Below are 25348 nucleotides of genomic sequence, written 5' to 3'. Positions count from 1 at the left end.
TCAAACCAGTGCCGGGTAGTTCTAAGCTTCCGGCACTATATCAACAGCATTTTTATCTAAGAATTTTTTCAACTTCTGTCTTTCTTCTTTCCTGATTTCTTCAAACTTCTGAAATTCCGATAAAGCGATTTGCTCCCCTATACTTTTACTTACTTTGCCAGCATCCTGTAAAATAGGCTTTTCGTTTAATTTTAGAAACTCGATCAGTTTTGCGACCCATGTAGACATATACATGGCTCTTTTCTCTACACTTTGTAATTCAGCAAATGACAGGAACTGATCAGACAACAAGTTAAGACGCTTTAATTCCAGTTCAGTAAGGTAATTCTTGGCTATGGTCGTGTCGTCTTTAGTTATTTCATTGCCAGACCAGGCATTTAAGCCCATATTTTCTTTATGACCATCCGCACGTTCCTTTATCAATTCTTGCGCAGTATGCTCATGTATGGCATAATGAAACATATTCTGCACGGTAGCAAAGAACGTTTTCGCTATTTCTGAATCAGACTCAAAATCTATACTGCCAAAAGCGAATATATCTTTGATTTTTTGCCAAAAGTTCTTTTCAGATATCCTGATCGATTTAACACGGTCATATAATTCATCAAAATAATTTGACTTCGTACCCTTTAATTTCTCATCGTCAATCAAAAAGCCTTTGATCATGAACTCTCTTAGCTGTCTGGTTGCCCATATCCTAAAATGAGTACCTTGAATTGAATTAACTCGATATCCTACAGATATAATCATATCCAGGTTGTAAAAATCGATCTCTCTACTTACCCTTCGTCCCCCTTCTATTTGAACTGTGGCATTTTTTGCCACAGTTGAACTTTCGGTTAATTCGCCTTCTATGAAAACATTCTTAATGTGTTTAGCTATCACGGACTTATCTCTTTGAAATAAAGCTGATATTTGATTTAATGATAACCAAACACTCTCATTATAAAGATTTACTTCAATTTCAGTAGTCCCTATCGGAGTTTTATATATTAAAATCTGTCCTTTATTTTCGTTCATGCTATTCCCCTTTTATTACTACATTCTATCCAGTATTAATCTTGTTTTATCGCAGCTGACTGTCTAAGTTTACGATCCTCAAACATAATGCATAAAAAACAAACATCACAACTTAAAAGAACAAATATTTCTATTTTAGATAAAAAACATCAATTAAAGCAACAGCTTCCTGTTTTATACGCTTCCTCCCTCCTATAAATAGCTGAATAAAAAACTAACCCTATAAAACAACCGGAAAAAACACCAATTTAAATTAAATAATTATCTTTACACACCAATTCCATTTAACTCAAAAATTTCCGAGATCCGTTCCATAAAGCTCTATTTTGTAAAGTAAATCAAACCTGATATCCTGGGGGTTCCTCCGGATTGCGGTCGATATTCGTTCGTACTGAGTCCACGGTAAGTCTACAGTGAGTCCACGGTGAGTCCACGTTTTTCCGGTAAAAGCCGGACTCACTGTGGACCTGATATGGAGTAGCCCTGGATTCAGTAATTACCAGACCCTAACCTACCCCTAACCGAGGTTAACTTAAACTTAAACCATACTGATTTTAATGGCCTGTCGCTTTTAGGATAAAGTCGACAATTGGCTGTGGATTCGGTAAACTGTGGGGATGGTGTTTCCCTTCCGGTTTATGAATGATCTGAATATTCCCTCCGGCAAGTTTGATCTTTTCCGCGAAGGGAAGGCTGTTTTCCGACATCGGAACCACCTCATCTATATCGCCGCAAACATGCAGCATAGGATATTTTCCTTTTACAATGGCTTCAATCTGATCGATTGGACTGCCTTTAAAGGTCATCGCATCCGTTTCCGTCTGATAACCATAATCTTTCAGGAAGGTTGCCCAGCTTTCTTTACTTCCAGGCCCCTGGCCTTTTCCTCCAGGCCAGCTTTTAAGGTCCAGCACCGGATTATCGGCATATACACAAGCTACTTTTTCAGGATTGGCAGCAGCCCAGTTATAGACATACACACCGCCCCTGCTCATTCCTTCAAGAACAGCTTTCTTTGCGAAGCCCATCTTTTGCAGGGAAGCATAAAAATCGTTCCAGATGCGAATGGATTCGGCATTGCCAAATAACTCTGCTACATCACAATATACCAAATAAAAACCTCTTTCTAACAATGCGATGTCCGTTTGTGGTTCATGCCCCCAAAACCTTGCCCTCCAGATCCAGGGCATCCCTTTGGCTACTTTTTTAGGTTGAACAATTCTGGCTTCATGCCCCTGAAAGGAGAATTTCAGGCTTTCATAGCCATAAAAAGAATCTACTTGTACCGGCGTTTTCAGTTTGGCGGCAAGTGATTTCAGCGGTTTTGTCTGCTGTTTCAGGAAAGCTTCCAGACGAAGCGCAATGAAATTATCACCAGTTGCATTGGGGTGGATTTTATCGGCCAGCAAAGCTTCTTTATCCGCAAACAAGGAATAGAGGTCTAATATTTCCAGCTGCTCATCATAGGCGATTTTCTGAATCACAGGAATCATGCTGGCTTTGAGATAAGTTCCAGAAATACCAAATTTCTCATCCGAAAAGGCCTTGATCGGAAGTAACAAAACCACCCTTGGCTTCGTGCTTAATCCTTTAAAAGCCTGGATCATTTCTTTATAATCCGCTTCAAAACCGGGCATCTCCGCACGATTGATCTGCTTACTGTCATTGGTACCCAGTTTGATGAAAACCAGGTCAGGAGCAGCGTTCATGACCTGCTGATATTCAGGTGTATTCCAATAAGGCTTATTCCCTTTTTTCAGCATCGTTGCTCCGCTTACGCCAAAGTTCAACACCTCATATTTGCTGCCCAGCAAAGCCTGTAACCTCGCAGGGTATGATTCGCTTAAGCGGTCTTTTAATCCTGAACCGTAGGTGATGCTGTTTCCAACACAGACAATCCGAAATTTCGATTGCGCATAAATCTGGCTCGAAGAGAGCCATAAAGCCAACATTAAGCAACACTTAAACAAGATTTTCATTCGCATATATTTTATCTGGTCTTTACGATATCAGTTCCTTTTAGCCTCAGCTGAAGCTGTGCGTCGAATAAAGAACGCGGAAGAACGGGTGTTCCCTGCAACTCATTTATCCCGGCATTTTCAAAGGTAACCAATCTATCGGAAGTAAAACCTTCCAATATCGGAGCAGCAATGGTATAGTTCCTTCTTCGGCTCCTATCCCAGAAATTATAGTGCTGATCTTTGGCAGATTTATGATGAAAATTCCAGAGCACCAATTGCTTACCATGGTGCGGATGTCCGGGCTCCGGACCACCGAGATTATAAAAAACTCCGCCATCAATGTCATCGTATAGCGTCGCATAGGGCTGTCCCGAATGGATATCGAAGTTCTGATCTGTTCCTAAAGAACACTGCGTAATCACCGTCCCAACCGCACTGTATCCCGTTCCGGCGCCATGGTGTTGCGCGCCATTGAAGGAACAATTTTTAACCAGCACGCCATAGCCCGTTCGGGCATGGATGGAAGCATGGCCTTTCTTTCCCCTGAAATGGGTGTTTTCTATGGTGATCTGGTATCCTGAACGGATAAAAACACCTTCATTCAGGTCATGAAACTCACAATTCCTGATCCAGCTGTTCTTCAGGTATTCCATTCCAACAGCCTCGTAAGCATAATCATGGATTTCGTTCTTATGATGAATAAATTCTTCCGGATAATTTTTCCAGTTGCTGCTGAACAAAAGGTCTTCAATGCCACATTCCGAGATGGAAACATAACTTTCCAGCGTCCAGCTGGCAGAGCTAACCATTTTAATATCCAGGTGCAGCGGGTTCTTAAAAGTGACTTTATTACCCTCAATTTTTTCAATGGTATGAATCTCATATATCTGCATTCCTCCATCTGTTCCAAACAGTCTTGACCATTGCGGTTTCAGGTCCAGGGGAGCAAAATATGCTCTTGTAAATTCTTCACTTTTATGACGGATCACCACATCCTGTCCGACCCTAAGCTGAGCCCCGTCTTTAACCTTTACAGCGAAGCTTTCTCTCCCCGCATCTTCGACAATTGTAGTTAACTTTTTCTGCCCTTCTCCGGAAGGTTTGAAAAGAAACTGACGCCCGTTGATCCGCATGTTTTCCTGGTAGATTTCCGTCCCTCCGGCAGCACTTCCACTGCCCTTTAAAACGATCCCGCTTTTGGAAATCCGGATCTGCTTTTTTGCATCTCCATCGGGGGCTATGAGGTACTTTCCAGGGGAGAAAAAAACAATACCCCCGTCAGGATTTACTGCTGCTGCATCCACCGTTTTCTGAATAGCTTCGTCATCATATTTTTCATCATTCGGGACTCCTCCATAATCGTCTACTTTGAAGATCTTTTTACCTTCCAGAGCAGGCAGACTTCTTTCTGACCAGTGGTAACCGGCATAAGAAAAATCGGGGAGGACCGGAGTTCCCCCAGTCTGTCTGGCCTTCACAAAATCAACCCAAAGGGGCGCTATCTTTTGTGCTTTCAGCGGCAATGTCATCAGCAAAAAAGGAAAGGCAAAAATTGCTTTATTCATGTGTTTTATAAGAGATATTTGGGTTATTACGGTCATAACCTCTGGTAATACGCTGTTTTATTGAAAATATAAATACCTAATCCTCAGTGTAAAATCTAATTTATGATAATCTTTTTATTTAGATATAAAAATGAAATCGGCCCAACCTGCTCTGATTTCCAGAAAGGCTTAAAATCAGCCTGTCCTGGTCTTAAAAAAAGACCATCAGCACTCTTTTTCAACTGCTCATTTCTGAGTTCAAATCCCCTACCCTTCTCACCGGAAAAGGAAGTACTGAAGATCAGATTGTCTTCAAATTTCACCACGACTTTTTCATCGTACCACTTCAAAGGGTCGCTATTGGCGACGATGATATTCTTCGCAAAATAAGTATTCAAAGCAGGCAGATACCGGTCCTTTCTATAGCCCGCAGCAATGGCAAAAGGCTCCTTACAATTGACAACCAGGTTGTCAGTAATTACCGCATTTTTCACCTGCCAGTGACTCACCAGAATGGGGTTCGGCAAGCCTGCCATCACCGAGATCGCAGCACTGTTTCCCGTCCCCGTCAGGTCCTGAAAATAGTTGTCATGCACACGGTGATCTTCCCCGATAATCCGGACACCGCCGGTGCCTGGTTTCCCGTTTCCGATGAAGTAATTCCCGGTAACTTCCGAGTGGTTTCCATGCCTTAAAGTAAGGGTCGCTTTGCACTCATAAAAGAGGTTATTGCGAATGATATTTCTTCCCGATTTAACGGATACCGCTTCGATTTCTCCATTACAATGTTCAAAGATATTTTGCTCCACGATGGTAAAGGAATCATGGAAAGACCAGGTACTCGTTCCGATCCTGATCGTCTCTCCTCCGTTCCTTCCCAGTTCCGGACGCGGGCCGAAATAGTTATGGTCGATCTGGTGGTAATTCGGTTTTTCCGAAAGCCAGACCACCATGGTTACGCCCTGATGACTTTTCCCCTGGAACAGGCAATGGTCAACACGGTTATGGCTTCCCCTGAGGGAAACCCAGGTATAGTCGGCTTTATCGTCGGCATTGTTATAATCTGTAATGTTGGTATTGGTTAGCCTGCAGGAGAAAGACTTCTCCGAGAAATTAACCACCTCTCCGGAGTCTAAAGAACCCTTGATAAAAGAAAGTCCATCGACCAGCAACCATGAACCATCGATATCCAATGTAGAGTTCCCGTTTAAGGTCGTTTTCCCTGGATTTGCGGACATTAAAACTATAGGCCGACCTTTCATGCCGTTGGCTTTAAATTTCAGCTGCTGATCCTTCCATTCGCCTTCCTTCATCAATACCCGGTCGCCGGGTTTTAAATTAAGCGCAGAAAGTTCTTTTGCAGAACTCACCGGATAATCTTTTGCGGTTGCGCTTAAGCCAGTGCCAAGTAAGCATAGCAAGCTAAAAAATATTGCTTTTCTCATGATCAGTCTAATCTAATGCCCCTGTTTTCATTTCTTTCTTTGGCTGGTCGCCATGCTGATTGGCAATGCTTCCTTCAAATTCTACCTTAATGACACTCGCTACCGCATCAGGGGCCTGAGCAGGTAAAGTCAATAACAGGTCAAATCCTTTTGTTTCGGCAGCTACTTTTCCATTTCCTGCCAGTAACCTTGCAGAAATCACTTTATTTTTGACACCGGGAATCAGCAGCTGACCATTTGAAGGCCAGTTAAACACAGAAAAATAGAGTGTTGTTCCCTTTTTAGTTTCTTTCTTCGTACAACGTCCCCAGTCTAATGGCGACAATGGGCTTGCTTTCGTTCCATAGATGGATTCGCTGTTCACTTTCATCCATTTTCCGATATCGCTCAGCCTTTTCACACTTTCCTCAGGGAAGGTTCCATCAGGCTTAGGGCCGACATTTAACAGGTAATTCCCTCCTTTAGCCGCAATATCTGCCAGATTTCGGATCAGTGTTTCACTCGATTTCCATTTATGATCTGAGGTTCTGAATCCCCAGGTTCCGTTCATGGTCATACAGGTTTCCCAGTCTTTGCCATCCAGTTCCGCCTGATTCGGGATTTTCTGCTCCGGAGTTTTGGTATCTCCAGGGAAATTCGGCCTTTTTAAACGGTCATTGGTAATGATATAGGGTTGTGTTTTTAAGGCATCCTGAAGCTTTAAAGCCGCTTCGTCGGTCATATTTGTTGGGGTATCCCACCAAAGCACGGCGATATCGCCATAATTGGTCATCAGTTCTTTAACCTGCGGAACAGCAACTTCATCAATGTACTGGTCAAAAGTCTTCGTCTGCTGTGCAGGGTCCCAATGGCCTTTATTGGCCAAAGTATACGCATCAACCTTTACAGAATCCGGGTTTGCCCAGCCTTCACTCATCACTTTTCTCGCTGCGGCACCACCTGGATTGTTCCAGTCCTGTGCCTGAGAGTAATAAAACCCCAGCTTTAGCCCGTATTTCTTACAGGCTATTGCCAGGGGTTTTAACAAATCTTTACCATAAGGAGTAGCATCGGTAATGTCCCATTTACTCGCTTTAGAATTAAATAAGGCAAATCCATCATGGTGTTTTGCGGTAATCACCAGGTATTTCATCCCTGCATCTTTGGCCATTTTCACCCATGCATCGGCATCATACTTTGTTGGGTTAAAGCTTTTTGCCATTTCCTGATATTCAGCAACGGGGATTTTGGACCTGTTCATGATCCATTCGGCCCCTCCTCTTCGTTGTTCTTCTCCACGGTAGACTCCTGCAAACTGTGCATAGACGCCCCAATGGATGAACATCCCGAATTTTGCTTCACGCCACCAGGCCATGCGCTCATCTTTAGAGATGGATTGCTGACCATTGGCCAATTGAATAAAGAAAGAAAATGCCAGAAGCAGGGATAGTGATATTTTACGCATATATGGTTCTTGATAATTTGGTTATATTCTTCTAATTTAATAGCTATTTGTTTAAGGGCGCTCTATTCAATTGGCTTATGGTTCAGCAATTTTAACTTTTTTTCATTCGCTTACTGAGCTGCGTCGGCATAAGTAGTACCGATTCTGATCTTTTTCACGAAATGGGTTACCTGTGAGGAATCCCCACCGTATACGCCCCATTTAGGATCGCAGTAGTCCACATCTAAAGTTCTGCAATATAAACGCTGACTTCCATTGGAAAGCGTTTGTTTCACGCCATTGTACCAGAATTCGATGAATCCTACTGCAGGATCTCTGGAAACCTTCATGCGGATCACGAATTTCAGCCAGGTACTCGTCGAAAGTGCGGTAGACCATGGAACGGTTGCCACATGGTTGTCGTCGAAATGCTGAAGTTCCAGGTTTCCGTTTTTTGTACGAACCATGAGCGGGTGGTTTTGAAGCGAACCTGCGGTTGGGTAAGATTTCCATTGAAACAACGCATCTGTCTTTAAGGTCGTTGGCATGTAAATCTTGCTCGTCCAGCCAATATAGATCTCATCTCCATCCTGGGCTTCATAGTTTTTAGCGCCATGTCCTTCGGTCCTGTGACTTCCCGAAGGTTTTAAAAATTTCCAGGTCAGGGTTCCTGTTTCATCATTTACGGTAGTTACGGTCCCTGTTCCTTCAATGTTAATGGCTTTCCAGACGTTTGCTGAGCCATTGCTCGCATCTCCGTTAAAGAGGACAGACATGATCCCGACATCACCAGAGGCACTGGCCAATGCTTTGGAAGCCGCTAAGGCCGCATCCGGTGCTTTTTCCTTTTTACAACTCGACAACAATAGGCCTCCACTCATCAATACAGCAATCATTACTTGGTTTGTTTTCATAATTTTTAGGTATATAATTAATATTTGGTTGATTCTTATTGGTTGTAAAAAGGCTTGCCTTATTTCAGCTTATCTGCTCTAAGCAATGCTTCCAGATAATAATAATCCGCATAAGATAGCGGCTCATTAACCTCTGTATCTGAAGGCTTTGAACCTGTACTGCTGGTCAGGATAAATCCTTTGTTCTCCCCTACCCTCGCGGTATAGGTATTGGCCATACTTTGCATCATGACCGCTGCTTTCTCTCTGTAATTTTTCTTTTGAGTACTGTAATCACTCAATTCATAAAGTGCCGAAGCAATCACGGCCCCTGCCGATACATCCCTTGGTTCATTGGGAATATTTGGTGCATTAAAGTCCCAGTATGGAATCAGGTCTTTCGGCATATTCGGATGGTTCAGGATAAAAGCAGCAATGTTTTCTGCCTGTTTCAGGTACACCGGATCTTTCGTGTAACGGTAACATAAAGTATATCCGTAAAGCGCCCAGCCTTGTCCTCTTGACCATGCCGACTCATGGCTATAGCCCTGATGGGTGTTCTTTTTCAATACTTCTCCCGTCGCAGGATCATAGTCAATGACATGGTAAGAGCTGTAATCCGGACGGAAATGATTCTTCATTGTCGTATTTGCATGGCTCACTGCAATCTTATGAAAAGAAGAATCACCGCTTAACCTTGTCGCCTCAAAAAGCAATTCCAGGTTCATCATGTTGTCTATAATCACCGGGTTTATCCATTTCTCGCGACTATGATCCCAGGAACGGATGACCCCTGTTTTTGGGTTAAAACGGGTAACCAGTGTCTTTGCAGACTGAAGAATGACCTCCTTATAATGCGGATCATTGGTCAGCCGGAAACCTGTCCCAATGCTGCAATAAACCTTAAAGCCCATATCATGGGTTGTTCCGTTCAACTTTTCCTTTTCAATCTCAGCGGAGAACTTTTCTGCCTCCTGCTTCCAGTTTTGTTGTTGCGTATATTCATAGAGAAACCACAATACCCCTGGAAAAAAGCCACTCGTCCAATCCTTCGAAGCCACCAGTTTCAGTTTGCCATGTTCTATTGTCCTCGGAGAAACCAATCCGGCTTTTCCGGAGCTGTGTTTGGCTTTATCAACCTCCAGCAGCATCACCTTAGTTTGCAGGGCGGCTTTATCAAAAGCCTTTTTAACGTTTACTTTTTGCGCGAAAGTGCTTGTCTGTAATAATGAGAGGGCTAATACGGTAAAGAAGTATCTTTTCATTTTTTATGTGCTTAAACTTTATAAGGTTGACCTCAGTGCTTTAATGAACAGGGATCAGTTGAATTTCCAATAGTTTCATCAGTTCGGTTCCGGAAATCTGAACAGGGCTGATTTTAAGTTGTGTTTCTCCTTTTTTTAAACTGATGATGCCTGCCTCCTGGGTCTGAACCCCGGCTTTAAGCGGCAACACCGGAAGTGTTTTTTTGAAATCACCAGCCTCAATAAGGTAAGTACCTCCGGCTCCCGCCGGGGATAGATATTTGACCAGCACCTTATATTTCGAGGCAGATAAAGTTTTAAAATCCCAGGAGAGAAACTGTGTTGCAGCTTTCCATCCATCTACAAAATAGCGGTCGGTTTTTCCATCCCCAAAGCCGAAAGCTTTGCCATGAAGCAGGGCATCAAAAGACAATAGCTTATTGGTATTCTGGCTGGACAGAAGGCGGGGTCCTTCGGCTTTCACAGGTGCATTCAGCTCCAATACGACCACCGCATCCGAACCATCGGGCGACAATTCCGGAACATCAATGCGAACATCCGAACTGCTCAAACGCTTTACATTGAGTTTCTTTTTAGCATCATCTGCAAGCAGATAAGCAGACCTGATCTCAGTTTTCAATCCGCCAAAAAGCAATTTCCCGTCTTTTGGCCAGTCAAAGACATGCAGATAAACGGTCTGGTCTTTCTGCGTCGCTACCCCCCATCCGGGGATGGGTAAGGTAGAGCGCTGAGTGCCGAACACGGCAGCAGCATTCTGCTGCAGCCAGGTCCCTATGCTGTCCAGGATCCGGCTGTCCTTCTGATCGAAACTGCCATCCCCTTTCGGGCCAATGTTCAATAAAATATTGCCTCCGCGGGAAGCGGCATTGGCCAGCAAACGGATAAAGAATTTAGCTGGCTTATGACTGTTGTCATGTTTCGAATAACCATAAGATTCGTTTGTCGTCGGAATTGCTTCCCAATCTCCGTCTACCGTCCGAAGCTCCGCGGGGCGGTCTCCTGTATTCTGATAATCACCAAAATTTCCCGAGGCACTTCTTGCCAGACGTCCGTTGACTACAATATTCGGATCTGTTTCCCGGATGGCCTGAAGGATCCGCAGGTTCTCGGAAAGTGGTAATTTATGTGGCGTATCAAACCAAAGGATGTCCGGATGGTATTTACTGATCAGCTCCTTAATCTGTGGAATGGCCTTCTGGTCTACATATTTTACTGCTTTAGGCAACCATTCCGGATGGTTATCGAACCAGTTTGCACCGCCAATCAATTGATCTCCTCCGGGATTTTTATACTCCCAGTCGTTTCCAGGCGCATCGGGATGCTCCCAGTCAAAAGCATGGGAATAATAAAAGCCGAACTTCATTCCGTGTTTCTTTGCCGCAGTGGCGAGCTCCGCCATCACATCACGCTTAAAGGGCGTCTGGTCTATAATGTCAAAATCAGATACACCGGAATCAAACAACGCAAAACCATCATGGTGTTTCGCCGTAACGATAAAATAATGCATCCCTGCTTTTTTTGCATTCAGCATCCATTCTTCTGCGTTAAATTTCAAGGGATTAAACTCATGAGCAAGCTCGAGGTAGGCCGCCCTGCTGATCTTTTCCTTTCTCATCAGGTGTTCTGCATAGCCGTTTACGACCTTGCCTTTCCATTCCCCTTCGGGTTTGGAATACAGCCCCCAGTGTACAAACATGCCAAACTTAGCCTCCCTCCACCATTGCATCCGCTCTTCATGGTTTTTCATGGAATCAGCCCACCATCCGTTTTTGGCGGTATTTATCGCGCTTTCATCACGCAACTTTGCCTGATTGAACATTTCTTTATCCTCATCACCTGCCACCTGAGCGTATCCGGCACCTGCAATCAAAGAAAGGGAGCAAAATAAAAAGGCCGACTTACAGTTCATCCTGAGCTTCATATCTGTGTTTTGATGTTGATATATTTTAAATTAGTTGATCCAGATCAGCGGGTTTCTAACCGGCAGATTGCGAATCACTTCCTCCACCTGAGGGTCATGATCCAGCTTCTGCCAGGTCTGTAGCCAGTCTTTCTGTTTAAATTCTGAGGCCCCCAGAAGTAAAAAGGGTTGGGCCACCGGCCAGTTTTCCCAATGCATCACATCCGGTTTCAAAGGCCATTTGCTTTTGTCTTTTATAAATGGATACAGGTAGGCAATCCCTTTCTGAATGGATTTACCATCTGCCGTTTCATATTTCCAAAGGTCATCTGTGGGAGTAGAAAGAAGCTGACACAGGGTCGTCATCGCGTCTAAATTAAAGATGGAATAGCCATAAGGTTTCGTGCGACTCAGTTCTCTTGGAAAGCTGCCATCGAGGGCCATTTGATTGGGTAAAAGCACCGTTTTATACCTGTCTCTGCAAAAAGCCATCAATTTTTCATTGCCAGTTAGCTTTGCAAAAGCAGCGACCTGCATGGTAAAACAGGTGCCATGGTTGTTCTGGGCATTCATTTCATCTTTACCATAAGGATGGCTCATCAGCCAGTTCAGGTAATCCCCAAACCATTGCTTTGTTCCGGAAAGGACTTCCCCGCTCAATGCTTTTTCCATCACCAGGACACCTTGCGAAACTTCCAGCAGCTGGATGGTATCGATAATGCCGATCCCTCTTCCGGTAAATCTTCCCTGGATGGCCTGCGCAAAGGTTAAGCTCGGGTTCATCCTTGTTCCTTCAGTGATAAACCAGGCCTGCAAATGAACCATGGCCTTTCTGACGTATTTTTTATCTCCGGTAATTTTATAGGCCGAAGCGAGGGCACCAATGATTTTACTAAAGCGGATCATCGCCAGTCTGTGGGCCACAAAATTGTCCGGGTTCGTCATTCCGTCGCGCTGGATATAAGGCCCTGTAGGGTTTGCAGGATCCGGCCACCAGTAGTCTCCTTCCGAATAAAAATCATGGATTCCTCCGGCACTTCTCGGAGAACTTGCCGCAGTTACCGTTACGGGTTCCTGCTGCATCGCCCATTCCGCCTGTGCGAGTACCATTTTTCTTAAAGTCAATACGACTTCCTTTTGCAGGCTTTGGGAAAAAACATTCCCGCTCAGGCCTACCTGAAGCAGCGTAAGACATATGATGATGAATCTTTTCATGCTGTTAATTGCTGGTCATTGCTTTAAAAACGATTTGATCAAGGGTGTTTGGCTTTCCTTTTTCTGCTTTAGAAACTGAGCTCTTTAACCTGCCATCAGCTCCTTTGGCAATGTTGATTTCCCTGAAACTGAAATCTCCTTTTTCATAGTTAAAACTCTCCCCGTCATCATCATAAAGCAGGTATTTACCCGGTTTACTTCCATAATACCTGATCTCCAGGTTAATTTTATCGGTAGGCTTTGGGGCATGCATTAATGCAGGTCCCATAGGGATGATCCCGCCGTCTTTCACATATACAGGAATCCTGTCCAGTCCGGGGCTAACGGTAATCACTTCCCCATCACCGGCAAATTTTCCGGTATAGAAATCGAACCATTTTCCCCTTGGCAGGATCACCGTTCTGCTGGTTTTACCGGCAAACATGGGGGCGACCAGGAGGTATGCTCCAGCCATATATTGATCTTTAACTTCCTTATTCACCGCCTCTACATATGGATTATCTTCCAGATTTGTACTTTTCAGCTCCTTTTGCACTTCCGACAGGAATCCCTCTTCGAGGTTCATCGCCCGGAATGGCGGAATGCCCTGAAAATGGTATTTGGCAAACTCACTATACCAGTAAGGCATCATTTGCATCCGCAAGAGCGCCATATCTTTTACCTGTTGTTCTACTTCAGGATAAGACCATGGTTTTGTTCCGCTGGACCAGGCATTGATCATCGCCATTGGCGAGAACACCACCGATTGCATCCTGCGCAACCACTCTTCTCCCGTTTTTGAAGCCCTGGCTTCCGGAGTCCAGAGTACACCGGAAAAACTGCTGTTGATCAGCGCGGTAATAAAATCTTCGTGGTTGTAGTAATCGTTATAAATCACATAAGGCAAAGCGGTTCCTCCTCCGTTGGAGGCGCGAACAAGGCCATAAGTACGTTGATTTCGCTGATGAAAGAGCTCCGCGCTATAGCGTTGAATGAGCAGGCCATAGGTCTGACGCAGTTGTTCCGCGCTTTTTCCCGAAGGAAAAGTCGTCACATCCGGCCATAAATAATGGTCATAACCATCCACCTCATCAAATTTATAGCCGCTCACCCCCAGGTCTACCTGGTCTTTTTTAAGTTGCCCGAACAGGATATTTCTCGCCTCCGGCATCGTCAGGTCTGCCACAGCGCCCAGCCATACGGTATGGTCGGCAGTATAAGGTTTCAGGTCTTTATAGATCGATGCGGCAGGAGAAACGTATGGATTGGTCCATAAATTTAGCCTGATACCCTTGTTCAGCATGCTTTTAACAAAACCTGCAGGGTCCGGATAACGACCTTTATCCCATTCAAAAGTACAGGGATAGGCTTTACTTTGCCAGCCTGGCTCCAGACCGATATAGTCCAGTGGAAAACCTTTGTCCGCGAATGCTTTGGCTTCATTTTCTACTTCAGCAGAAGTATAAAGGGTTTTCACCCTTTGCGTGAAGCCCAATCCCCAGCGTGGAGGCAGTGGGCCACCACCATTAAACAGGTTGTACCGGCTTACCGCATCCAAAGGCTTAGGACCTGCAAAAACGTAAAACTCTACCCCTTCTGCAGGGACAAGGATTTCTACCGCATCCGAATAAGGGCGGGAAGACCAGGTTTTATCCGTATTGCGGTCTTTCGCTTCCGGCGCGGCTTTACTGTCCCTTCTTACGGCAGAACCGGCATAAACTTTCAGGTAACGCGCAGAGTTAATGAATATGCCATAGCCATCAGAAGACACATAAAAAGGGGTTGGTGCATGGGTCCGCCCATTGTCTTTACCACCATAATGGTCTACATGCAGTTCAAGGATTTTGCCTCTTTGGTGAACCGTTTGAAAGTTAAGACCGAAGCCATAAAGCTGTTCCTTTTTGCTCAAAGGGAAACGGAGATAGGTTTTCCCATCATTGAGTTTCGCCACAATCTCTTCTTTAACCAGAGGAAAACCGGCATCACCAAGGCGTTTTAATCCATCCATTGCCGGATTTGCACCTGAAGCCGTCAGTAGGTTATAACTTTCCGGTTTGCCTACGCTTCCTTTCCAGATTCCCGGGGCTACCTGTTCCCATTTAATCTCCTGCGCCTGTACGAACAGGCCCGTCAATAAAAATGCAGTACAAATTAATATTCTTCTATACATGAGCTTTACAGGGCTATGATTTGATATATTTTTCCTTTTTCCGTTTTGAAATCGAGCAGGTATCCATGTCCGATGTCCAGTTTTTCCAGGCGTACTTTTGAATTGTTCTGATAAGGTGGCAGGTAGGCTTTCTGGGTAAGCAGGTTGCTGTTTTCTCCTTTAGCTTCATTTCCGCTTGCAACAAGTACTTTCCCTTTGGAATCAAGCACTTTAACAGGCTGCAAAGTGCTCAACCTGCAATTCCCTCCTATTTCTGATTTTATCCCTGCAGAAACGAGCGCTCCCTTTTTCCAGCTCATGTTTACCGTAAAATTCCCCCTGGCTTTGATGCCCTGAATGTGGCCTTGCTGCCAAGCTTCCGGTAATGCGGGCAATAAGCTGATCATGCCATCCTGACTTTGCAGCAGCATTTCGGTGATTCCCGCCGTAGCGCCAAAATTACCGTCAATCTGGAATGGCGGATGCGCATCAAACAAGTTCGGATAGGTTCCACCACCGCTCATTTGTGCTTTCGTTAAGGTCGGATCGATATAAGTAAAAGCATCTTCCAGGATTTTGTAGGCATGATTGCCATCCTGTAACCTCGCCCACCAGTTGATTTTCCAGGCCATAGACCATCCCGTGCTCACATCTCCTCTGAAAATCAGGCTTTGCCTCGCAGCGCTGGCCAGCTCCGGAGTTCCGAAAACGGAAATCTGGTTGCCGGGAAACAAGCTGAACAGATGGGAAATATGGCGGTGTGTATCTTTTGGATCATCCCAGTCCTGGAACCATTCCTGTACCTGACCATACTGGCCGATATGAAAAGGGTATAGTTTTTCACGTGCGGCAGTCAGTTCTGTTCTGAATGCGCCATCTATATTTAAAGCCTCAGTGGTACGGATCAAATCCGTAAACAATTGTCTGAGGATCGACATGTCCATCGTTGAAGCTTTGGAAAGCTGGTATTCTTTGCCCTGAATTTTAACGGTATTTTCCGGCGAAGTGGAAGGACTGGTTACCAGGTAACCAGTCTGCTTATCCTTGATTAACCATTGCAACATAAATTCGGCTGCCCCTTTCATGAGCGGATAAGCCGTTTGTTTTAAGAAGGCTTTATCTCCTGTAAACTGATAATGTTCAAACAAATGGGTACTGAACCAGGCACCACTCATCGGCCATGCCGACCATCTTGGCATTCCTTTAGGGTCCCAGTCGTAACCTCCGGGGGGAGAAGTTTTGGCCCAAAGGTCTGAATTGTGGTGTGCTACCCATCCTTTATCAATGTTGTAATTTACTTTTGCTGTTTTTGCACCGTTTACCGCCAGCTCTTTCATAAAATCGAACAGCGGTTGGTGACATTCGGAAAGGTTGGCATTTTCGGCCAGCCAATAATTCATTTCGGTATTGATATTGGTGGTATAATTGCTTCCCCATGGTGGTTGCACCAGGTCATTCCAGATCCCCTGAAGGTTGGAAGGCCTGGATCCCGGACGGGAAGCGGCGATCATTAAATACCGGCCAAACTGATAATATAAAGCTTGTAATCCCTGATCATTTTTAGTTTTCGCATATTGTTTCAGGCGTTGGTCTGTCGTTTGCTTTTCGGCAAGGGGATTGGGATTGAGTTCAAATTTAACCCGGTTAAACAATTGCTGATAATCGCTGATGTGTTCGGATTTTAGGCTTTCAAAACTTTTAGAAAACAGCCCGTTCATATTCGCCAGCGTTTCTATAGCCGGATTTTTACCCTGCAATCCAGGAGATTTGTCAAAACCATTGAAACTCGTTGCTTCGGTAAGATAGACCGTTACCGCATTGGCATTTTTTACGTATAACTGATCTCCTTTACCCTGTAAAGATCCTCCTTCGTTTTTGATTCTTAAACGGATTTCAAAGGTCATCCCCTCCTGCTCATCATAATCCACCTGTTTCGGTTCATAATCCCTGTTGGCGACAAACTTTGGTGCCTTTCCTTTCAGGATCAGCTCGTTGTTTCCTGAGCTCTTGGTTTGAAAACGAAGCTTACTGATTAATCCGGTATGGAAACTAATAGCGCCGGGTTTGTTTGCCGTAATCCTCACCACCAATGCTTTGCCCGGAAAACTCGTAAAGACCTCTCTTTTATAAGAGACTCCTTTTAAGGTGTAGCTCAGGCTGGAGATTGCATTGTGAAGGTTTAAATCCCTTTGATAGCTTTCGGGAATACTGTCTGTATGGTTAAACTGAAAGAACAGTTCTCCCAGGGGAAGGTATCTCGCCGAATATGGTCCCTGCATTTTCTTCCAGAGTACAGCTGCTTCGTCATATTTACCTTCTTCAATTGCTTTTCTAACTTCCGGAAGGACTTTGGGTCCGTTTGTATTGTTCCCCGGATCAGGAAAACCAGACCATAGGGTATTGTCATTTAAAGCAATCCGTTCCCTGCCAACGCAGCCATAAACCATTGCTCCTGTTTTCCCATTCCCCAACGGCAGGGCTTCCTCCCATACTTTCGCAGGGCGGTCATACCATAGCCTGAGGGGACCATTGTTTTGCGCATCGGCATTTACACTGATGAATACGGCTCCTAATAACAAAAACTGGGTAAATTTCATTTCAAATCGTTAAAGTTCAATAAATGTGGAGGGCAGGCCATCGGCTTTTACGCTTGCCACGCTCTTTCCATTATTTAGTTTGATGCTGATCTCTGCGCGGCCATTCCCTACCTGCACCTTGCTCGAACCGCGGGCAGTTCCCTGATCATCGATCAGTTTACCATCACCGGTCAGGCCGAAGCTGATGTAGTTCTGTGCATCCAGACATAAGACATTGTTCTTGTCCAGGATTTTTACACGGATAACTGCAATACCATCCTTTTCGGAGACCTTCTCCAGGATCATTTTTGCTGGTTTATCCCATTTTGCCGTCTGGTATTCCTGGGTAATTTCGTCGGTAAATACTTTACTATCTTTCTTACCTATCGCTTTGATCGTATTTTTGCCTTCATTGAAGGTGACCATCCACCTCAAACCCGCTGCAGGGAAGTCCTGTGAGTCACGTTTCTTTTTACCCAGGCTTTTGCCATTCAGGAAAAGCTCTATTTCATCCAGGTTGGCATATACTTTTATCATTTTCTGCTCATCCGCATTGCCCCACCTTACCGGCCATGAATGCCCATAGATGTGAACCATTGGTTCGCTTGTCCAGTACGACTGGAATACGTAATACGCTTCTTTTTTTGTAAAATCACGTTCAATGACCCCTTTCTGGTTCATGTACGGAACCGGGTTGTCCGGGCGTACAGGTGTAGAAAAGTCTTTAAAAGGCCAGTATGCCGCTCCGGTTAACCAGGGCATCGTTTCCTGCTCTTTTAAATGCCAGTCGATCAGGTTAACCATATAACTTTCACTCCAGTCGCCATCTTTGGACACTCTGGCACTTCCTCCAAACAGGGAAGCATCTCCTGCCCTTTCATCTGCTCCTTTGCCTGTTTTCACCTGGCTTAAAGCATTGTCCGGGTTTTCGGAATGCCGGCCCGCATGGCTATCACCACCCCATTCTACATGGAGAAAATGATCTACCCTATCAAATTCCGCTTTGGAAACCTCTTTATACTCCGTATAAATTCCACGGTACCATCCTGCCCAGATGGAAGGAGAATAAACATCTACGATATCTTTACAGAAATCACATCTTCTGATCGCTGTTTTTCTGGATGGGTCCAGGCGATGAGAAAGGTCATTCAGTTCTTTCATGAACTCCCTGATCTTATGCTGGTCAAATTCACTGAAATCTCCGGGCCAGTCGTTTTCATTTCCCATTCCCCAGATGATGATGGAAGGATGGTTATAATGCTGCTCCACCATATTCGTCAGCATGGTACGTGCCTGATTTTTATAAGAATCACCACCTAGGCCACCCCTGCACCAAGGAATTTCTTCCCAGACCAGTATGCCCAGGCTATCGCAAAGCTCCAGTACAATTCTGGACTGCTGATAATGACCGAGGCGGATAAAGTTGACGCCCATATTTTTCATCAATACCATTTCCTCGCGGATTTGATCTTCGGTCATCGCTGCCGCTACTCCCGCATGGTCTTCATGGCGATGTGTTCCCCTCAACAGGAGCCTTTTGCCATTGAGCATAAAAGGTCCTTTTTTAACGAACTCAAAGTTTCTGAAGCCTACCTGCTCTTTGTGAACCGCTGTTTCTCCATTTGCAATGATGCTTGTTTCAATGGTATAGAGGTTCGGATTTTCCGTTGACCATAATTTGGGATTCTTTATCGTCGTTTCCCAAAGGTCTTTCGTTCCATAAAATGCTTTTAGTTCTTTCTTCCAGCTGTTTACTAATTTCCCATGAGGGTCTTTAACTTCAATCTTAACCAATACGGTATCTATTCCGTCAGGATTCCATAACCTTGTTCCGATTTTCAACTGTCCGAGGGCTCCTTTGGCATCTACACTTGCAGTAGCAAAGACCTTTTCTGCGGACACCTGTGGTGCATAAACTAAGTTTAAGTAACGGTATAAACCACCATAAATGTTAAAATCAGAAAGGTCTGAAGGGATCATTTCCAGATCTCTGGAATTGTCACAACGGATTTCTACAGGGATTTTTCCTTTAAACTGCTTTTGAAACAAAGGATTTTTACGGAAAGCCTCGACAGCTGCCGTAATATCTGCGGTCCATTCATCGTAACCTCCTATATGCTCTGCTACCTTAATATCATAGATATAGACCTGTGTTTTCTGTCCGGAGCCCTCAAAATGAAGGAATGTCCGGCCATTTTTATAGGGGTTACTGACCGTTAACTGGCTGCGATACCACCCTGGTCCCTGGTAATAGTTCAGATCCGGGTCTACGGCATCTGTCGCATTGAAACAATGCGGCAGACTGACGTTTCCCCATAGCGGTACACTTTCCGGATTCCCTGCTTTCACAGGTCTGATGGCTTCATAAATACCACCCAGATCACCTTTCAGATATTCCCAGTTTTGCGTTAAACGTTGGGTTTGTTGTGCTCGTAAATTATTAAAGAGGATCGTGCAAAAAAGGGCTAAAATTAGTTTTCTCATAGAGGTTTCGGTAATCTGTAAGGATAGATAGTGGTTCCATAAACATGAACGATGGCATTGGTAGCGATGTAACCACCGGACCTGTTTTTAGTTTTGTCGTTGATCATGATCGGGGCCAGATCATCATTGTTCACGATCCTCAGTTCCATTTTCCCTTCCTGATCAAATCCTGTCCCGCCATTAAAAAAGCCGAGAAGAGATTTTCTGCTGGCGATACTTCCGGGAGGCAACATCGTTTGCACCACCATATTGCTCAGCGGAATGTTATTAAAGTTGTAGGTTCCCTGGATCATCAGGTACAAAAAGAGATTTTTGACATCTTCTTTAGGATAATCTTCCCATTTTTCGGCGATACGGGTGGGAAGTACTCCTGTTACCGGATTTATCGGACCTGTGACAATAGGAAAGTCTACCCATAGACCCGCAGATGTTTTTTTGGTTTTTGAATCATATACCCTAACCGCATCATTGTGCAGAAAAATGAAGGTCATCCCTTGTTTTTCATAAGCAGCAAGATCGATTCCTGCATAGTCAAGCCCCTTTCTCATCCATTTGAAGACCGTATCCTTCGTGTTGGTCGCGGATTCATAAGAGCGTGTTTCTAAAAACTGCCTGGCGGTGATATTGATATTCGGGTCCAGCGTTTTATGTTCGTAATCGTATTTCTTTTGCAACTCCATATCGAATAATGTACATCCCGACAATGGCAGCAACAATAAAAAGGCATACCTTTTCAATATTAATCTGATCGTATTCATAATGCTATTTTTAATCTGTATAACCAGAGTTTTGAATTAATTTTCTGTTGGAGTTCAACACATTTCTGTGTATCGGCCAGTAGGCTTTTGTTTCAGGATTCAGGAAGCCCGGAGCTTCAAGGTTCCCCGCCGCAAGCTGCCTTCTTTTAAGGACCGGGTCCATCACTTCTTTCACTTTGTTGGTACGCACGAGGTCAAACCATCTTTTACCCTCTCCGAAAAGCTCCAGTTGTCTTTCATTCAGAATGGCATTTTCCATTGCCGTTTGATTGGAAACCAGCGGGTCATTGGCCAGATATTCAGGCACCATTGCTCTCTTGCGAATAAAATTCAGGTATTTTAATGCCCCTGCCAGGTCGCCATTGCCATTCAATGCTTCCGCATACAAGAGGTAAATGTCTCCCAGGCGATACATGGTCAGGTATACCGGCAAGAGCTGATTACTTGCAGGAAACAGATCTGCAGCAGTTGGGTTGGCCGGCGTAGGATACCATTTCAGGAAGCGGTCTCTGTTTGGCTTCGGCTGTGCCACAAATACATCCGCAGTTTGTCTCGGTCTGATATCTGTAGATCTTGTGGTCTGACTTTGAGGCTGGAACCAGGTGGCCCAGATGCCCTCGTCTATGCTGATCTGTTTATTATTATTGGTCCATGAAGTCTGCATACAGGCACAACCATTTTTCAGGTAGTCCCAGTGAATGCTCCAGATGGATTCATTGCTCGTTGCAGGTGCGGCAAACAATGTTTTCCAGCTTGCCGAAGGTTGCAGATTGACATCACTTACTCCGGCATAGTTTGTACCGAGTGGCCCTTTTGCCGCAAACAGGTTATTGATCCATTTGATCGCATTCGGATAATCTTTCTTCCACATATATACATCTGCAAGTGTGGCGCAGATGGCAGCCTCTCCCATGTTGTACACTATGGGTTTTGATCCTTTAACCACCAGGCTATAGGCTTTTTCCAGATCCGGAATGATCACCTGAGAAATGACCTTATCCTTTGACTCTCTTGGAAAATCTGCCTGCTCAGAGATGTCCACATATGGCTCCAGTCTGATCGGTGCATCTCCCCAAACCCGAACCAGGTAAAAATAACTCACCGCACGCATCGCATAAGCCTGGGAAAGGTAACTATCTACCAATGCAGGGGTCAGCGTGATGTCCAGGCTCGCTGCCTGAGGCATAAATTTGATGGTGCTGTTTGCTCTGCCAATTACGGAGTACAAACCCGACCAGTCTGAAAACTGATTGGTAGGTGTCAAACCGTTTAAGGCAATTTCATCTACGTAATCTTTGGTATAGGCCAGGAAGCGGTCAAAATTATCAGCGCGGTACTCGCCCCAATACAGGTATTTTTCGGTGTACTGGCTATTGCCCACCATTTCCTGCTGGAACTGGGCGTAAACCCCTGCCAGAGAGGCCTCTATGTCGTACCTGTTTTTATAAAAATCACCTATAGCCACCTGAGCTAAGGGCTTCTCTGTTAAAAATTTCTTACAACCGCCCAGCGAAAGCACTGTAGCTAAGGCAGATATCGCGATTAACTTTCTCGTCTTCATCTTATTAAAAATTAATGTTTACACCAAAACCAAACTCTCTTCTTCTTGGGTATTTTCCGGTATCATCTCCCGGTGTCAATACATTTTCCGTACTAAACTCAGGATCATACCCACGGTAATTGGTCCAGGTCAGGAGATTTGTTCCGTACGTATAGACCGTTAAACCTTTAAGGAAAACACGTTTTGCCCATTCCGGATCTAAGCGATATGAAAGGCGGGCACTCGACAACCTGATGAAAGAGGCATCTTCGATATAAAGGCTATTCTGATTGGTTTTCAGGTTTCCACGGTTATTCCGCTCTACGTAATAAGGATACTTGGTCTGATCGCCGGGTTTTCTCCAGGAATTGTAGACCATATCCGGAGATCCGGCACCTGTATTAGAAGGGTTATTCTGGGTCTGCAACAAGGTATTGTAAACTTCCGCTCCAAATGAACCATTGATCAGGAAGGACAGGGAGAAGTTTTTGTAACGCACATTGTTCATGATGCCGAGGTAATAATCCGGAGTCGCATTGCCAAGGATCTGACGATCTGCATCATCAATCACCCCATCAGGTCTGACTTCTTCCCATTCTGCATCTCCGCCTTTCAGTTTACCATCAGGTGCACGTTTGCTTTGCACATTACCCGTATATTCCTGTCCGTTTAAAGTATATACTGCTTTTCCGTTCACATATTTAGGTTTGCCATTTTCCAGCACAACCTCCAGTTTTTTCCAGTTGCCATCATAAGCGTTGGATTCATCCCAGGCATAAACACCCAGGTTTTTCCATCCGTAAAAATTACCCATTCTGCCACCTTCTTCCACAAACCATTTGTTTCCGGCGAAGAAAGGAACGCCATCTGCAAGTTTTAACACTTTCCCTCTTTCGAAAGAGATATTGGCGGTGATGTTCCATTCAAAGTTCTTCAAGACCAATGGAGTCGCATTGATTACAAACTCCAGACCTTTGGTCTGTATCGTTCCCACGTTCACCTGTACTTTGCTAAATCCTGTCTCTTTCGCAATCTCCCTTGGATACAACAGGTTTGAAGTTTTCTTCACATAATAATCTCCGGTAAAGCCCAAACGGCCTTTAAAGAAACTCAGGTCTAAACCGATATTGTTTTGTGTAGTCGTTTCCCATTTGATGAATTTATTTCCAAGGATCGAAGTTGGTGCTGCACCACCCACACCATTGTAGTTTCCGTTAAAGGCAATCCTGGTCAGTGATTCATAATCACCAATCTGATCATTTCCTAACTGACCGAAACTGTAACGTAGTTTTGCATCTTCCAGAAAGGATTTGGACCAGGACATGAATTTTTCATCAGAGAAGCGCCATGCTGCCGAAGCAGAAAGGAAATTTCCCCAGCGGTTTTCAGGGCCAAACCTGGAAGAACCATCCCTGCGGTAAGTTCCCTGTAAGATATACCTTCCTTTATAATTATATCCCAATCTGGAAAACATCGATACTGTAGCATTTGCAGTCGCTTCAGAAAAAGTTTTAGGCCCGGTCACATAATCAGGCAGGGTGACAAATATTTCCTCACTCACACTGTTTAAATATTCCGTATGAATACGGTCCATTCTCTTTCTGTCTGCACTAAATCCCAACAAACCAGAGAAGTTATGATTTTCTTTAATGGTCTTATTATAGTTTAAGAAGGCCTGATACTCCCAGCTAAAGTTCTTTTTCATTTCATTTCTTCCCGAATTCTGATCTTTGTTAGCAGAGATGATTCTTGGGGCGAAATAAAGGTTCTGGTAATTATCCAGCTTTGCATTGAATAAGGTGGTAAATTTCAGGTCTTTAGTCGCCTGGTAATCCAGTTGGTTATTGAACTGTCCTGAATAGGTTTCATCTTCATCTCTTTCGAACAATGCCTGGGCGATCGGATTTCTTTTGGAAGCCACATAACTCGTCAGCTTGCCATCAGGATAATAAATCAGGGAATAAGCAGGTCTGTCGATCACCACTCTAACCGTATTTCCGATCGGGATCTGATTTCCTTTTTGCCAGCTGAAGGACATGTTATTTGAATATTTAAGCTTCGGAGAGAACTGGTAAGCGATATTGATCCTCGACTGTAAGCGTTTTGCCCAGCTGTTAATGATGATGGATTTATCATCCAGGTAATTGATACTCGTATAATAGCTTAGTCCTTTCTGACCACCGCTGATACCCATTTTGATCTCTTTCTTTTGAGCAAGATTTCCCAACAGGAGTTCCTGCAGGTTATTATCCGCATTGAAACTTGGATTCAGGGAATCTGTTCCGTTTGGTCTGGCCTGAATTTCGCGGAATGCACGTACTTCAGCAGAGTTACTCACCGGAATCCCATGTGCCAGACGTCCGAACACATGGTTATAGGTAAGGTCTATCGAAGGTTTTCCATCCTGACCTCTTTTGGTCGTGATCAAAATTACCCCGTTTGCTGCCCTGGAACCATAGATGGATGCTGATGCCGCATCTTTTAAGACCTCCACATTGGCAATATCTGTAGGGTTGATGTTCGCCCCATCAGGATTGATCACCCCATCTACTATATATAAAGGTCCGTTACCGCCGTTTAATGTCGAGGCACCACGAATCTGGATAGAACCCGTTGCTCCCGGTGCACCACCGCCATCATTCACGATCAAAACTCCTGCAGCCTGCCCTTGTAAAGCGTCGAAAAGGTTGACTGGCTGACGTTCCAGGATCGTTTTTTCATTGATCGAAGAACTTGCCCCTGTCAAATCTCTCTTTTTTGCCACCCCACCATAACCTGTTACCACGACCTCATCAAGGTCGGAGAAGTTTTCTTTAAGGCTGATGTTGATGCTCGTCTTCGCTCCTACCGTTACTTCCTGTGAAATGTAACCGATATAGCTAAATATAAGTACCGATGTTTCTGCAGGGACGGTTAAGTTGTATGCCCCATCTACGTTTGTAGAAGTTCCGATACTCGTTCCTTTTACCTTAACACCTACACCTGGAAGCGGAACGCCTTTATCGTCCTTCACTATCCCTTTTACTTTGTTTGTTTTTTGTGCAAATACAGCGGGCGAAAATAACATGCCCAATGCCAGCAAGACGATTACGCCAACCTGACGGATATTGCACACTTTCCATTTGTTAGACAAATAGAGGTTCTTAGTATAAATTTCCTTCATACTTCTGTTTTAAAAAAATGAGTAAATATTTTA

15 protein-coding genes are annotated in these 25348 nt (G+C 44.5%); all 15 read right to left on the bottom strand.

What is annotated here, in order from left to right:
* Positions 1–21 precede the first annotated feature (21 nt).
* Positions 22–1020, bottom strand: a complete 999-nt coding sequence (rhuM, locus tag BLQ87_RS07690) for a RhuM family protein (RefSeq protein ID WP_074605525.1) — start codon at positions 1018–1020, stop codon at positions 22–24.
* A 554-nt stretch (positions 1021–1574) separates the two neighbouring features.
* Positions 1575–2999, bottom strand: coding sequence for a GDSL-type esterase/lipase family protein (locus BLQ87_RS07685; RefSeq protein ID WP_074605524.1), 1425 nt, complete (start codon positions 2997–2999; stop codon positions 1575–1577).
* Between the two features lie 11 nt (positions 3000–3010).
* Positions 3011–4546 (bottom strand): DUF4955 domain-containing protein, encoded by a 1536-nt coding sequence (locus BLQ87_RS07680; protein ID WP_245723811.1) that lies wholly within the window; start codon positions 4544–4546, stop codon positions 3011–3013.
* A gap of 95 nt (positions 4547–4641) precedes the next feature.
* Positions 4642–5970, bottom strand: coding sequence for a polysaccharide lyase 6 family protein (locus tag BLQ87_RS07675; RefSeq protein WP_074605523.1), 1329 nt, complete (start codon positions 5968–5970; stop codon positions 4642–4644).
* A 7-nt stretch (positions 5971–5977) separates the two neighbouring features.
* Positions 5978–7414 (bottom strand): alpha-L-fucosidase, encoded by a 1437-nt coding sequence (locus BLQ87_RS07670; RefSeq protein ID WP_074605522.1) that lies wholly within the window; start codon positions 7412–7414, stop codon positions 5978–5980.
* A gap of 110 nt (positions 7415–7524) precedes the next feature.
* Entirely contained in the window at positions 7525–8307 is a 783-nt protein-coding gene (locus BLQ87_RS07665; protein ID WP_074605521.1) for a heparin lyase I family protein, read from the bottom strand.
* Positions 8308–8366: 59 nt separating this feature from the next.
* Positions 8367–9551: a glycoside hydrolase family 88 protein gene (locus BLQ87_RS07660; RefSeq protein WP_074605520.1), complete on the bottom strand. Its 1185-nt coding sequence runs from the start codon at positions 9549–9551 to the stop codon at positions 8367–8369.
* A gap of 40 nt (positions 9552–9591) precedes the next feature.
* Positions 9592–11472 (bottom strand): alpha-L-fucosidase, encoded by a 1881-nt coding sequence (locus tag BLQ87_RS07655; RefSeq protein ID WP_083361748.1) that lies wholly within the window; start codon positions 11470–11472, stop codon positions 9592–9594.
* Between the two features lie 30 nt (positions 11473–11502).
* A complete protein-coding gene (locus tag BLQ87_RS07650; RefSeq protein ID WP_074605519.1) occupies positions 11503–12666 on the bottom strand; it encodes an alginate lyase family protein in 1164 nt (387 codons plus the stop codon).
* A 4-nt stretch (positions 12667–12670) separates the two neighbouring features.
* Positions 12671–14815, bottom strand: a complete 2145-nt coding sequence (locus BLQ87_RS07645) for a glycoside hydrolase family 31 protein (protein WP_074605518.1) — start codon at positions 14813–14815, stop codon at positions 12671–12673.
* A gap of 5 nt (positions 14816–14820) precedes the next feature.
* Positions 14821–17391 carry a glycoside hydrolase family 95 protein gene (locus BLQ87_RS07640; protein WP_074605517.1) on the bottom strand — a complete coding sequence of 857 codons (2571 nt, stop codon included), beginning with the start codon at positions 17389–17391 and terminating at the stop codon, positions 14821–14823.
* A gap of 9 nt (positions 17392–17400) precedes the next feature.
* The gene (locus BLQ87_RS07635) at positions 17401–19854 is read right to left on the bottom strand and encodes a glycoside hydrolase family 2 TIM barrel-domain containing protein (RefSeq protein ID WP_074605516.1); all 2454 of its coding nucleotides are present in this window, start codon (positions 19852–19854) and stop codon (positions 17401–17403) included.
* Positions 19851–20612: a hypothetical protein gene (locus BLQ87_RS07630; protein WP_074605515.1), complete on the bottom strand. Its 762-nt coding sequence runs from the start codon at positions 20610–20612 to the stop codon at positions 19851–19853. The genes BLQ87_RS07635 and BLQ87_RS07630 overlap by 4 nt, the downstream gene beginning before the upstream one ends.
* Positions 20613–20622: 10 nt before the next feature.
* Positions 20623–22173 carry a RagB/SusD family nutrient uptake outer membrane protein gene (locus BLQ87_RS07625; RefSeq protein ID WP_074605514.1) on the bottom strand — a complete coding sequence of 517 codons (1551 nt, stop codon included), beginning with the start codon at positions 22171–22173 and terminating at the stop codon, positions 20623–20625.
* Positions 22174–22177: 4 nt separating this feature from the next.
* Positions 22178–25315 (bottom strand): SusC/RagA family TonB-linked outer membrane protein, encoded by a 3138-nt coding sequence (locus BLQ87_RS07620; protein ID WP_074605513.1) that lies wholly within the window; start codon positions 25313–25315, stop codon positions 22178–22180.
* Positions 25316–25348: the final 33 nt, after the last annotated feature.

This window comes from Pedobacter steynii, assembly GCF_900103665.1.
In the GTDB taxonomy this organism is placed as follows: Bacteria; Bacteroidota; Bacteroidia; order Sphingobacteriales; family Sphingobacteriaceae; genus Pedobacter; species Pedobacter steynii.
Note: the sequence above shows the minus strand (reverse complement) of the source record. Positions and strands in the feature narration are given on the sequence as shown.

Bases quoted from the DNA above. Each gene is read 5' to 3' on its own strand.
- rhuM (WP_074605525.1), bottom strand. From the start codon at position 1,020: ATGAACGAAAATAAAGGACAGATTTTAATATATAAAACTCCGATAGGG.
- BLQ87_RS07685 (WP_074605524.1), bottom strand. From the start codon at position 2,999: ATGAAAATCTTGTTTAAGTGTTGCTTAATGTTGGCTTTATGGCTCTCT.
- BLQ87_RS07635 (WP_074605516.1), bottom strand. From the start codon at position 19,854: ATGAGAAAACTAATTTTAGCCCTTTTTTGCACGATCCTCTTTAATAAT.
- BLQ87_RS07670 (WP_074605522.1), bottom strand. From the start codon at position 7,414: ATGCGTAAAATATCACTATCCCTGCTTCTGGCATTTTCTTTCTTTATT.
- BLQ87_RS07675 (WP_074605523.1), bottom strand. From the start codon at position 5,970: ATGAGAAAAGCAATATTTTTTAGCTTGCTATGCTTACTTGGCACTGGC.
- BLQ87_RS07645 (WP_074605518.1), bottom strand. From the start codon at position 14,815: ATGTATAGAAGAATATTAATTTGTACTGCATTTTTATTGACGGGCCTG.
- BLQ87_RS07665 (WP_074605521.1), bottom strand. From the start codon at position 8,307: ATGAAAACAAACCAAGTAATGATTGCTGTATTGATGAGTGGAGGCCTA.
- BLQ87_RS07630 (WP_074605515.1), bottom strand. From the start codon at position 20,612: ATGAATACGATCAGATTAATATTGAAAAGGTATGCCTTTTTATTGTTG.
- BLQ87_RS07620 (WP_074605513.1), bottom strand. From the start codon at position 25,315: ATGAAGGAAATTTATACTAAGAACCTCTATTTGTCTAACAAATGGAAA.
- BLQ87_RS07650 (WP_074605519.1), bottom strand. From the start codon at position 12,666: ATGAAAAGATTCATCATCATATGTCTTACGCTGCTTCAGGTAGGCCTG.
- BLQ87_RS07660 (WP_074605520.1), bottom strand. From the start codon at position 9,551: ATGAAAAGATACTTCTTTACCGTATTAGCCCTCTCATTATTACAGACA.
- BLQ87_RS07680 (WP_245723811.1), bottom strand. From the start codon at position 4,546: ATGAATAAAGCAATTTTTGCCTTTCCTTTTTTGCTGATGACATTGCCG.
- BLQ87_RS07655 (WP_083361748.1), bottom strand. From the start codon at position 11,472: ATGAAGCTCAGGATGAACTGTAAGTCGGCCTTTTTATTTTGCTCCCTT.
- BLQ87_RS07640 (WP_074605517.1), bottom strand. From the start codon at position 17,391: ATGAAATTTACCCAGTTTTTGTTATTAGGAGCCGTATTCATCAGTGTA.
- BLQ87_RS07625 (WP_074605514.1), bottom strand. From the start codon at position 22,173: ATGAAGACGAGAAAGTTAATCGCGATATCTGCCTTAGCTACAGTGCTT.